This window comes from Candidatus Frankia alpina (assembly GCF_902806485.1).
GTDB classification, from domain to species: Bacteria; Actinomycetota; Actinomycetes; order Frankiales; family Frankiaceae; genus Frankia; species Frankia alpina.
Genome location: NZ_CADCWT010000179.1, coordinates 1 through 10,263 on the forward strand (window position 1 = coordinate 1; position 10,263 = coordinate 10,263).

At 70.1% G+C, this 10,263-nt stretch carries 13 protein-coding genes and 2 pseudogenes; 7 read left to right on the plus strand and 8 right to left on the minus strand.

What is annotated here, in order from left to right:
* Together G6R25_RS17275 and G6R25_RS17280 are read right to left on the minus strand one after the other, a co-directional pair.
* Nucleotides 1-550: M48 family metalloprotease (locus tag G6R25_RS17275; RefSeq protein ID WP_163553818.1), on the minus strand; the 550-nt coding region annotated here is incomplete at its 3' end.
* The gene (locus G6R25_RS17280; protein ID WP_163553819.1) at nucleotides 547-990 is read right to left on the minus strand and encodes a BlaI/MecI/CopY family transcriptional regulator; all 444 of its coding nucleotides are present in this window, start codon (nucleotides 988-990) and stop codon (nucleotides 547-549) included. The genes G6R25_RS17280 and G6R25_RS17275, both read right to left, overlap by 4 nt.
* A gap of 203 nt (nucleotides 991-1,193) precedes the next feature.
* Between G6R25_RS17280 and G6R25_RS31740 the strand changes: the two genes are divergently transcribed.
* Genes G6R25_RS31740 through G6R25_RS17295 form a run of 4 tightly spaced genes read left to right on the plus strand, consistent with a single transcriptional unit; the run spans nucleotide 1,194 to nucleotide 3,583 of the window.
* Nucleotides 1,194-1,514 carry an ATP-binding cassette domain-containing protein gene (locus G6R25_RS31740; protein ID WP_268904171.1) on the plus strand — a complete coding sequence of 107 codons (321 nt, stop codon included), beginning with the start codon at nucleotides 1,194-1,196 and terminating at the stop codon, nucleotides 1,512-1,514.
* Nucleotides 1,486-2,166 (plus strand): AAA family ATPase, encoded by a 681-nt coding sequence (locus G6R25_RS27610; protein WP_268904172.1) that lies wholly within the window; start codon nucleotides 1,486-1,488, stop codon nucleotides 2,164-2,166. The genes G6R25_RS31740 and G6R25_RS27610 overlap by 29 nt, the downstream gene beginning before the upstream one ends.
* A complete protein-coding gene (locus tag G6R25_RS17290) occupies nucleotides 2,163-3,044 on the plus strand; it encodes an ABC transporter permease (RefSeq protein WP_163553820.1) in 882 nt (293 codons plus the stop codon). The genes G6R25_RS27610 and G6R25_RS17290 overlap by 4 nt, the downstream gene beginning before the upstream one ends.
* 5 nt (nucleotides 3,045-3,049) lie before the next feature.
* Entirely contained in the window at nucleotides 3,050-3,583 is a 534-nt protein-coding gene (locus tag G6R25_RS17295; protein WP_235948832.1) for a hypothetical protein, read from the plus strand.
* On the opposite strand, the gene G6R25_RS31745 is transcribed toward G6R25_RS17295, so the two are convergent.
* From G6R25_RS31745 to G6R25_RS17305, 4 genes and pseudogenes are all read right to left on the minus strand, one after another.
* Nucleotides 3,469-3,840, minus strand: coding sequence for a permease (locus G6R25_RS31745; RefSeq protein ID WP_205447191.1), 372 nt, complete (start codon nucleotides 3,838-3,840; stop codon nucleotides 3,469-3,471). The two genes, G6R25_RS17295 and G6R25_RS31745, sit on opposite strands and share 115 nt — an antisense overlap.
* Nucleotides 3,841-3,859: 19 nt before the next feature.
* Nucleotides 3,860-4,150, minus strand: a pseudogene (locus G6R25_RS31750) (permease); the annotation flags it as partial.
* Entirely contained in the window at nucleotides 4,045-4,341 is a 297-nt protein-coding gene (locus tag G6R25_RS31755) for a permease (protein WP_205447193.1), read from the minus strand. The pseudogene G6R25_RS31750 and the gene G6R25_RS31755, both read right to left, overlap by 106 nt.
* 52 nt (nucleotides 4,342-4,393) lie before the next feature.
* Complete coding sequence (locus tag G6R25_RS17305; RefSeq protein ID WP_163553821.1) at nucleotides 4,394-6,715, minus strand: heavy metal translocating P-type ATPase; 2,322 nt, start codon at nucleotides 6,713-6,715, stop codon at nucleotides 4,394-4,396.
* A gap of 241 nt (nucleotides 6,716-6,956) precedes the next feature.
* Between G6R25_RS17305 and G6R25_RS17310 the strand changes: the two genes are divergently transcribed.
* The gene (locus G6R25_RS17310; RefSeq protein WP_163553822.1) at nucleotides 6,957-7,070 is read left to right on the plus strand and encodes a metal-sensing transcriptional repressor; all 114 of its coding nucleotides are present in this window, start codon (nucleotides 6,957-6,959) and stop codon (nucleotides 7,068-7,070) included.
* A gap of 40 nt (nucleotides 7,071-7,110) precedes the next feature.
* Here the strand turns inward: G6R25_RS17310 and G6R25_RS17315 are convergent, their stop codons facing one another.
* Nucleotides 7,111-8,040, minus strand: a complete 930-nt coding sequence (locus G6R25_RS17315) for a M56 family metallopeptidase (RefSeq protein ID WP_163553823.1) — start codon at nucleotides 8,038-8,040, stop codon at nucleotides 7,111-7,113.
* Nucleotides 8,037-8,423 carry a BlaI/MecI/CopY family transcriptional regulator gene (locus G6R25_RS17320; protein WP_163553824.1) on the minus strand — a complete coding sequence of 129 codons (387 nt, stop codon included), beginning with the start codon at nucleotides 8,421-8,423 and terminating at the stop codon, nucleotides 8,037-8,039. Before G6R25_RS17320 ends, G6R25_RS17315 begins: the two co-directional genes overlap by 4 nt.
* 392 nt (nucleotides 8,424-8,815) lie before the next feature.
* On the opposite strand from G6R25_RS17320, the gene G6R25_RS17325 reads away from it, so the two are divergent.
* Both G6R25_RS17325 and G6R25_RS25335 read left to right on the plus strand, forming a co-directional pair.
* Nucleotides 8,816-9,880: a C40 family peptidase gene (locus G6R25_RS17325; protein ID WP_336501704.1), complete on the plus strand. Its 1,065-nt coding sequence runs from the start codon at nucleotides 8,816-8,818 to the stop codon at nucleotides 9,878-9,880.
* A 74-nt stretch (nucleotides 9,881-9,954) separates the two neighbouring features.
* Nucleotides 9,955-10,263, plus strand: a pseudogene (locus G6R25_RS25335) (hypothetical protein); the annotation flags it as partial.

Genomic DNA, 10,263 nt, shown 5'->3' on the forward strand with positions numbered 1-10,263 from the left:
GGGTGTAGACGTGGTGGCGGTGGTGCAGGTGGGAATGTTCGTGGGCGAGGAGCACGCGGCGTTCGTCGGGGGGCAGCGCGCGCAGCATCGCGGTGGACACGACGATCCGGCCCGTGAGTCCGGGCAGGGTGTAGGCGTCGGCCCGGTCGTCGTCGACGACGACGACGAGGCCGGTGGGGGCGGGTCCGAGTCGGCGGCAGGTGAGTTCGGCCGCGGCCAGGTCCCGGCCGACGGCGATGGTCCGGCGCAGGGCGGCGCCGAGCAGCCCGGCGACGACGACGGCCGGCAGCAGCCCGGCGGTGGCGGGCAGCGGGTCGTGGCCGCGGACGACGGTGGCTGACCAGTGCCCGGCCGCGGCGAGCATGGGCATCGGGGCGAGCAGCGTGAAGGCCACGACCGCCAGGATGAAACCGGTGGCCAGCGCGGTCACCAGGCAGGCAGCGGTGAGCAGTCGGGTGGCGGTGGCGGGTGGTAGCCGTCGTCCGAGCCGGCCGCCGCAGCAGGCCAGCAGCAGGCTCGTGACGAACGGGACGAGCGCGACGGCCGTCATCGCCGAGGCCCGCCATTCGTGCTGTCGGCACTGGTCTCGACGTCGCCGCCGCCGATGTCGGTGTCGGACCGGTGAGTGGTGAGGATGTCGGCGAGGAGCTGCTCGTCCTCCGGTCGCAGGTCCGCGACGAACCGGGCAAGTGTCTCGGCTCGGTGGCCGCCGGCGCCGAGCAGGCGGGACATCTGCCGGGCGGTGAGCGCGGCGGCAAGGGTGTCCGGGGCGGTGGCCGGGGCGTAGACGTAGGAGCGGCCCGCGGGCGCTCGGGTCAGGGCGCCCTTGTCGTGCAGGCGGGCGAGGGTCGTCATCACCGTGGTGTAGGCCAGTGGTTCGCCGAGTTCGGCGAGAGTCTCGGCCGGGGTGAGCGGCCGGCCGGCCGCGGCGATCGCGGCGAGTACCTCGCGTTCCAGCGCCCCCGGTTCACGTCTGGGTTTCCTCGCCACCGCGCCTCCTCGCTACTACTAGATTGATGCTACTACTAGATTGATAGTACGAGAGGTCGAGTAGTAGTAGTAGTAGATCTCGACGTGCCGCACTTGCCGTCACGACATCCTGCCGCCAGCCCTTCGGGGGTCTTCCCGTACAGTCGTCTACTATTCGATGAGTAGTAGACGACTGTGTGAGGGGACGGCGGATGGTGGATGGGGTGCCGGCGGTCGAAGCTGTCGGACTGGTTAAGAGCTTCGGTGGGCTCACGGCCGTGGATCATGTTGATCTGCGGGTGGATGTCGGGGAGGTGTATGGCATCCTCGGCCCGAACGGTGCCGGGAAGACGACGTTCCTGCGGATGCTGTTTGGGTTGATCCGGCCGGATGCCGGGACGCTGCGGGTCTTCGGCCGGACCTGGGCCGAGGCGGGCCCGTCGATGCTGGACGGGGTCGCGGGATTCATCGAGAGCCCCCCGCTTTTATCCCTACCTGTCCGGTCGGCGCAACCTGGTGCTGCTCGCCGGTCTCGACGGCGGTGACGCGGACAGCCGCATCGACCAGGTGCTCGACGTGGTCGACCTCGCCGGTCGGGCAGGCGACAAGGTCGGGGGCTACTCGTTCGGGATGCGCCAACGGCTCGGCGTCGCCGCGTCCCTGCTGCGCGACCCGCGGCTGCTTGTCCTCGACGAGCCGGCCAACGGGCTGGACCCCGCCGGCATCCGGGACATGCGCGCGCTGGTCACCCGGCTCGCCGGCAGCGGGCTGACCGTGCTGCTGAGCAGCCACAACATGGACGAGGTCGAGGAGATCTGCGACAACGTCACGATCATGCGCACCGGCCGGGTGGCCTATCACGGCTCGATCGACGAGCTGCGCGCCCAGGCACCGGACCCGTCCCACCGGCTGGCGACCAGCGATGACGACCACGCGATGCGCCTGTCCGCCGAGCATCCCGCCGTGTCCGTCACCGCCCATCACGACGGCGGCCTCGCACTGCGGGCCCAGACCGCCGACGCGGACAACTACCTCATCGCCCTCGGCCGGGCCGGCGTCGCGGTACGCGCCCTGCACCTGGAGATCGCGCCGCTGGAATCGCTGTTCTTCATGCTCACGGAGACCGACTCGGCGACCGGTTCCACCCAGGCCGGCCTGCAACCCCGGTCCCGCAACCTCACCGGAGCGACCCCATGACCGCGCCCGTCACCACCACACCCACTGACGGCCCGGCGACGGTCCGGCCTCGTCCGGTCGGCCGTGGCCGGGTGATCACCGCCTACCGGTGGGAGATCACCAAACTCGCCGCCCAGGCCCGTACCCGGGCCACCCTCGCCGTCTGCCTGGTCGCCCCCTTCGTGTTCGTGGTACTCCTCGACCGCCAGGACCGCCTGCCGAAGGACACCCTCTATGGCCGGTGGGTGCACGCCAGCGGCTTCGCCACGTCGCTGCTCATCCTCGGCTTCGCCGCCCAATGGGTGTTCCCGCTGCTCACCAGCATCGTCGCCGGCGACATCTTCGCCAGAGAGGATCAGCACGGCACCTGGAAGACGATCCTGACCCGCTCCCACAGCCACAGCCAGATCTTCTGGGCGAAGTCGCTGGCCGCGGCCACCTTCGCGGTGCTCGTCGTCACGGTCCTCGCCCTTAGCTGCCTGACCGCCGGCGTCCTGCTCGTCGGCCATCAGCCGCTGGAAGGCCTCTCCGGCACCCTGCTGCCCCCGGGCCGCACCGCCGGGCTGGTCCTCGCCGCCTGGGCCACCGCCCTGCCACCCCTGCTCGGCTTCACCGCCCTCGGGATCATGCTCTCGGTGCTCACCCGCAGCAGCCCCGCCGGGATTGTCGGACCGATCGTCCTCGGCCTGCTCATGCAGCTCTACGCCTTCCTCAACGGCGCCGACACCATCCGCCACCTGCTGCTCGTCACCCCGTTCGACGCCTGGCACGGCCTGTTCGCCGCGCACCCGTACTACGGGCCGCTGCGCGACGGCACGTTCGTCAGCGCCGGCTACATCGTCATCTGCCTGGCCGTCGCCTTCACGGCGCTGCGCCGCCGCGACATCACCGGAGGCTGATCCGCATGCCCCGTCCCACCCCCGGCCGGCCGCGCGGTGTCCGGCCGCCCCGTGGACCGGCTCGAGGCCGGCTGGTCCGCCGGGCTCGCCTGGCCGGCGTGGCGATCATCGCCGCGCTGACCGCCGCGCTGACCGCCGCGCTGACCGCCGCGCTGGTCGGCTGCTCCGCCGATGTCACCCGCCCCCGCGTCGAGACCTCACTCGGCCCCGTCTTCGCCAACCTCTACGTCCAACAGCAGGCCCTGCTCGGCCACCCCGGACTCACCCCCGCCGCCGTCGCCGCCAGACCCACCTGCCACCGCACCACCCCCGGATCCCACGACAAAGGCGCCGGCAGCGACTGGATCTGCCAGGTCGGCTGGACCGACGGCACCGGCAAGACCCAGAGCGGCAAGTTCGAGCTCCAGGTCCGTTCCAACGGCTGCTACCAGGCCGGCGGCCCCAGCAAGGTCGTCGGACCAGTCATGATCCGGAGCGTCGTCGGCAAACAGGTCATCAACCCGGTGTTCGAGTTCGACGGCTGCTTCGACACCACCTGAACCCCATCCGAGCTCGCCACTCCCGTCATCCTCGCCGCCGGATTCTGGGGGCCGGTGGGGATGAGGTGGAGTGGGGCGAAGCCGAATGCGATGAGGTAGCCGGCGGCGACCATGGTGAGATAGAAGGTGCCCGCGAGGAACAGCGCCATGCGCGGGCCGTAGTACTTCCGATATATCACGATGATCGGAATAATGATCAGGTCGGCGAAGATGAAGCTGACGACTCCGCCGAAGCTGATACCCCCGTTCCAGAGCACGGCCGCGAGTGGGGACGTTGCCGATGGAGCAGACGAACGCGGCCACGGCCACGAGCGGGCCGGCAACCGGCCCCCAGAGTCTGGCGGCGAGCGGGTGGTCGGTGAAGAACAGGTGCCGCCAGAACGCGTCGGGTATCCACGCCGCCGCGGCGCCGGCGATCAGCAGGCCGATGAGGATGTCGCGGAGTACGGCGGCTCGTTCCATCACGAAGTTGTGGCTGACCGCGGTGAAGCTCCGCCGGCTGAGTAGCCGGCGCCGGAACGACCCCTCGCCGGCGACGGACATGTCCATCGCTGCGTGACCCTCCATTGACCCGGGGACGGCACGATCAGCCCGAGTTCGATGACGAGTTCGATGACGAGGTTGGTGGAGGCGAACTGGAAGGCCATCGCGGCGGTGAAGCCGGCGCCCTTGCGGAACAGCGAGCGGGCCAGCGCGACGGCGGCGTAGGAGCAGGAGGAGGATGCCGCGCCCAGGACGGTGGCCAGGTGACCTGCCAGGTCATCGACCCGGCGATACCCAGCGCGTGCAGCACGCCGTGCCCGACGGTGTTCACAGCCTTTTCGCGGGGTGGAGGTCGGCGGGGTGGAACCGGCGCAGCCGCAGCGAGTTGGTGACGACGAACACGGAGCTGAACGCCATCGCCGCGCCCGCGATGAGCGGGGAGAGCAGGCCGAGGGCGGCCACCGGGATCAGCACGATGTTGTAGGCGAAGGCCCAGAACAGGTTGCCCTTGATGGTGCGTAGCGTGCGGCGGGAAAGCCGGATCGCGTCCGCGGCGGCAGTAAGGTCGCCGCGGACGAGGGTGATGTCGGAGGCTTCGATGGCGGCGTCGGTACCGGTCCCCAGGGACAGGCCCAGGTCGGCCGCGGCCAGGGCGGCGGCATCGTTCACCCCGTCGCCCACCATCGCGACGACCTTGCCCTGATGTTGCAGGTTGTTGACGGCGTCGACTTTCTGCTCCGGCAACACCTCGGCGATCACATCCGCTTCGGTGATGCCGACGGTGGCGGCAACCGCGATGGCCGCGGCCAGGTTGTCCCCGGTGAGCAGCACCGGCCGCAGACCGAGACCGCGTAGCTGCGCGACAGCGGCGGCACTGGTGGGCTTCACGGTGTCGGCGACCACGAGGACACCTCGGACCTGACCGTCCCAGCCGACGAGGACGGCGGTGCGGCCCGCGGCTTCGGCGGTGTCCTTCGCTGCCTGCAGCTCCGCGTCGGGACGCAGACCCCAGTCGGCGAGCAGCGCGGCGCGACCGACCGAGACCGCGTGGCTGACGTCGCCGAGGGTGACCGTGCCGGTGACGCCGAGGCCGGCGGTGTTACGGAACTCGCCGATCGGCGGGAGGGTCCCGAACTTCTCGGTCGCGGCGGCGGCGATGGCCGCCGCGATGGGGTGTTCGCTGGCGGCCTCGAGCGCGCCGGGGAGAAGCAGCACCTCGTCGGGATCGACGTCAGTGGCCGCGTGCACGGCGTGGAGGCTCATCCGGCCGGAGGTGACAGTGCCGGTCTTGTCCAGCACGATGGTGTCGACGCGGCGGGTGGACTCGAGTACGTCCGGGCCTTTGATCAGCAGTCCAAGTTGTGCGCCTCGACCGGTGCCGACCAGCAGCGCGGTCGGGGTTGCCAGACCCAACGCGCACGGGCAGGCGATGATCAGCACGGCGACGGCGGCGGTGAAGGCCCGGACGCCACCCTCGCCGGTGGCCAGGGTGGCGAGCAGCGTCACCACCGACAGAACCAGAACCATCGGTACGAAGACGGTGGAGACTCGATCGGCCAGGCGCTGCACCGGGGCTTTGCCGGACTGGGCGTCGAGGACGAGGCGGCCTATCTGCGCCAGCCGGGTGTCCGCGCCGACCCGGGTGGTGCGGACGATCAGTCGTCTGCCGGCGTTGACGGTCGCGCCGGTCACCGGGTCGCCGGAACTCACCTCGACCGGCACGGACTCGCCGGTGAGCAGACTTTCGTCGATCGCGGACGATCCCTCGACGACGACACCGTCGGTGGCGATTTTCTCCCCAGGGCGGACCAGGAACGTGTCTCCCGGCTGGAGACGATCGACCGGGATGCGGGCCTCGACCCCGCCGCGCAGGACCGTAACGTCCTTGGCGCCGAGGTCCAGCAGCGCTCGCAGTGCGGCGCCGGAGCTGCGCTTGGCGCGGGCCTCCAGATAGCGACCGGCGAGCAGGAAGACCACGACGGCAGAGGCGACTTCGAGGTAGATGGCACCGTCGCCGGCGCTGGCGGTGAGGTCGAAGTGCATCCGCATGCCGGGCATGCCCGCGTCGCCGAAGAACAGTGCGTACAGCGACCAGCCGAACGCCGCCAACGTGCCCATCGAGATCAGAGTGTCCATCGTCGCCGCGCGATGGCGCAGGTTCGTGAACGCGGCGCGGTGGAACGGCCAGCCACCCCACACCACCACCGGACTGGCCAGGGTGAGCGACAGCCACTGCCAGTTGTCAAACTGCGCGGCCGGCACCATCGCCAACACGAGGACCGGCAGGGTGAGGACCGCCGAAATCAGCAGTCGCTGCCGCAACGAGCCGGACCCGTGAGCGCCGTCGTCGTCGGGCTGACCCGCCGCCGGCGTGGTGTCGCCGGCGGGCGGCTGGGGTAGCCGGGCAGTGTAGCCGGTGGCTTCCACGGTGGCGATGAGGTCCTGGGGGCCGATGATCGCCGGATCGTAGCGGACGGCGGCTGTCTCGGTGACGTAGTTGACCGTGGCGGAGACGCCGTCGAGCCGGTTGAGTTTCTTCTCGATCCGCGTCGCGCAGGACGAGCACGTCATCCCGCCGACGGTCAGTTCGAGGGCCGTGTCCGTGGTGCCCGTCGTGGGTGGGACGGCGGCGATGTCCTTGCTGGTCATGCCCGGTGCCTCCGGCGCCCCGTGGCGAGGTCGTTCGTTGCCATGGTCAGCTTTCCTCTCACTCGAATCGCGTTGCCCACCACGTGCGCTACGGCATCCGAGACGGGCCTCGCGTCGACCCGACGGGGGCGATCTTCCGGTGCCCTATACATACCCCTGTGGGGTATGTATAGCCGCCGAGCGGGACAAGCGTCAAGTACCCCTGGGGGGTACCGTCGGGAAACGGGCTGGAGGAGGCGCCATGCACGGCTACACGACCGGCAAGGACGACTACCTCAAGCAACTGCACCGCATCGAAGGGCAGCTCCGGGGCATCGCCAAGGCGGTCGCCGGGGACATTGAGGTGCTGTATTGACGTCCTGGCACGGGTCGGCGCCGCCACCAAAGCGTTGCAGTCAGTCGCAGTGGTGCGCGGCGTCGCTCAGGGCGGGCAGTGTGAGGACCGCAGCCGGTAGCAGGAGAAGCGCGGCGACCAGCAGCGCGCGGGCAACGACGGCGGAACGATGCAGTGGCGTGCGGGCCGTGAGCAGGCGCTGCACCCGCTGGCGCACGGCAGTGCTTCCCATCCCCAGCGCGGAGGTGGTGGGTGGAGCGGCGAGGCGCAGGACGGCGCGGGCGACGGTCTGCGGGGCGCAGTTGCGGGTCGCCCTGTCATCGGCGGCGAGTTCGACGAGCCTTAGCAGCTCGCGGTGGGTTTCACCGAACACGGGTACGAGCGGAAACGCCCGGTCGAGAACGGCGGCACAGGTGAGGAGGTGGTGGTGACGGCGGTCGAGGTGCGTCCGCTCATGGGCGATGACCGCGGCGAGTTCGGCGGGTGGCAGCGTCCGTAGGGCTCCGGCGGTCAGCACCACGGTTCCACCTCGTCCCGGGAGGCAGAACGCGCTGGGATGCGCATGGTCGAGGACGAACACGTCGAGCGTCGGATGGAAACGACCCGCCGGGCGGACGTCGCGGCGGTGGCGGGCCCGCAGGCGGCGTTGCGCGCCCACCACCCGGGCGGCGGCATATCCCAGTCGGAGCGTCATGCCGATCATCGCCGCGATGCCCACCGCACGTGGCACCGTCCAGGGCAGGGCCGGTAGCCCATGACCGGACCAGCCGCACCCTTGCACAAGCAGGACAAGACTGTCTCCGAGGACATGTGCGGGCACGATGAGCACCGCCGCGGCCAGAAGGGCGGCGCAGGCGACGGATGTCGCGGCGGCGAGCCAGGTGCTGATCGCGAGCCGGGGGGCACGTGACGCCCAGGATGCCTCGCTGAGCCGGTGTGGGAGTCCGAAGCCGACGAGGACCGCGTAGCCCGCCAGCAGGACGGCGATCACGCGAGGGAGGACGTGTCGCCGCCGCGGGCGCGCTGGCTGTCGTGCCACTGCACGGCGCTGCGCAACGTCTCGTACTCCGCCGCGTCCATCGTCTCGACGAAGTGCAGCAACGCCAGTCCCCGGTCCTCCGTCTTTGACAGCACCTCGCTCATCAACCGGGCCGTGTAGGCACTGCGGCTGAGCGTGGGCTGGTACCGGTAGGAACGGCCCACCCGCTCCCGACGCAGCCAGCCCTTCCGGAACAGCCGGTCCATCACGGTCATCACCGTGGTGTAGGCCAACGGACGTTCGAGCAGGTCCCGGACGTCGCGCACGGTCACCTCACCCCGAGCGGACCACACCCGGTCCATGACCTCGGATTCCAGGTCCGTCAGCCGCTTCACCACATTCGCCTCACCTCACATCTCTCCTGGCCGGCTGCGACGTTCCCCATGCGGTCCGCATTCCACCCACTCATACTGATCGTTCGCCGGCTCCTATGCCCAACCACCTGACAGGCCGCTCCCGCCTGCGGCTCCTCGCCGCGCAGGAACGACGGCGCACGTCGAGTTGGACCGAGCGGAGACGCGGTACAACTTCCTACTATGTGATGTAGTAGACGGTCGTCGACGAGATCAGGCACTCGTGGCATCGAAGCGCCTCCTTCACTGCCCTTTCCGGTCGGGAGTGGCGGAGCCGAGCAGCTGATCCGCCTCCCCAGCACCGCCCGTTCTCGGCCGATCTGCTACGTGACATAGTAGCTAGGTTGGATGGGGGCGAGGAAAGGAGCTTTCGGGTGGATCGCAGTGACAGGACCGGATCGGCCTTCGCCACCCCCCACACGGGGCGTTCCCGGCTCCTTGACGGTGCCGAGCAGGTCCGCCGACGTGCTGCCCGCCTCGCGCCCTCGCAACGCCGGGCCGCCGCGCTCGCGCTGATGACCACCGGCAGCTTCGCCGCCGCGTCCACCGGCTTCGCGCTGGCCACCACCGACAACGTCGCCGCGACACCCGGGATCCCGGTCACTGCCGCCGACATGACCGGCATCGGGCAGGAACACTCGCGGCACCCCGCACGGGAGCCCCTGGCCGCCGCGATCGCGTCGCCGTCGCCGTCGCCGTCGTCCACCTTCACCGTCCTGTCGATCACCCCGGATCGATCTGCGATCCTCCCGGACACTCCCGTCGTCTTCACCGTGCGTGCGGTCCGCGCCGACGGACGGGGCCCCCTCGGCGGCGAAACGGTACGGATCGTGGTGGTCAACGGTCCGCAGTGGACCATCACCGCCCGGCTGCGGACCAACGCCGCGGGTGAGGCGTACATCTCCGCCCGACTGCTGTCCACCACCACGATCACCGCCGTGTTCGACGGATCGGACGCGCTGCGCCCCTCCCTCGCCAGCGCGGCCACCGTCACCGTCACCGCCCCGGCCCCCTCGGGGTCAACCCGAGCAGGCACCTCGGGCTCGATCGCGGGCACGCCTACCGTCGTGAACGAGGTAGCCGCGAGCGGGATCGGCGCGAAGGCCGTCTACCTCGCCTCCCTACAGAAAGGCAAACCCTACGTCTGGGGCGCCGCGGGACCCTACGCCTTCGACTGCTCCGGCTATGCCCAGTACGTTTACAAGCAGCTCGGGCGGTACCTTCCCCGCACCGCCCAACAGCAGTTCTACGCAACGACCCGTATTCCCAAATCCGGTAAGCAGCCCGGCGACCTCATTTTCTTCGGCAGCCCCTCCAACACCACCCACATGGGTATCTACGCCGGCAACGGCTATATGTGGGCCGCCCCGCAGAGCGGACGCAACGTCAACCTGCAACCCATCTACACCTCCACCTACTGGGTCGGCCGGGTCCGCTGACCCTGTCCCGGCACAGAGGGATCGGGACCCATGGCCTGCCAGCCGACCGGCTTCCCGTCAGGCAGACTGGACCTGTGAGCGCCCGGCCCCATGGAAAGACCACCGCTGCCGGGCTGCCGCTGTTCCTGCTGGCCGTATCCGTCCTTCTGGGCATTCTGCTCATGCATGGCGGCCTGTCCACGCACCTGGCGCATGACCTGCACGCCGACACCACCGACCAGATCGGGTCGTCGGTGATGCACGGGGCCGACATGTACCCTCCACCGTCGGCTCTGCCGGTGAGTCACCCCGTTCCACGGCACGTTATGACACCGTCCGCAACAGGGATGGATCATGACGGGCACGGTGGCGCTATGTGCCTGGCGTTTCTCCGCCTGACGATC

Bases quoted from the DNA above. Each gene is read 5' to 3' on its own strand.
- G6R25_RS17290 (WP_163553820.1), top strand. From the start codon at position 2,163: ATGACCGCGCCCGTCACCACCACACCCACTGACGGCCCGGCGACGGTC.
- G6R25_RS17295 (WP_235948832.1), top strand. From the start codon at position 3,050: ATGCCCCGTCCCACCCCCGGCCGGCCGCGCGGTGTCCGGCCGCCCCGT.
- G6R25_RS17305 (WP_163553821.1), bottom strand. From the start codon at position 6,715: ATGACCAGCAAGGACATCGCCGCCGTCCCACCCACGACGGGCACCACG.
- G6R25_RS17310 (WP_163553822.1), top strand. From the start codon at position 6,957: ATGCACGGCTACACGACCGGCAAGGACGACTACCTCAAGCAACTGCAC.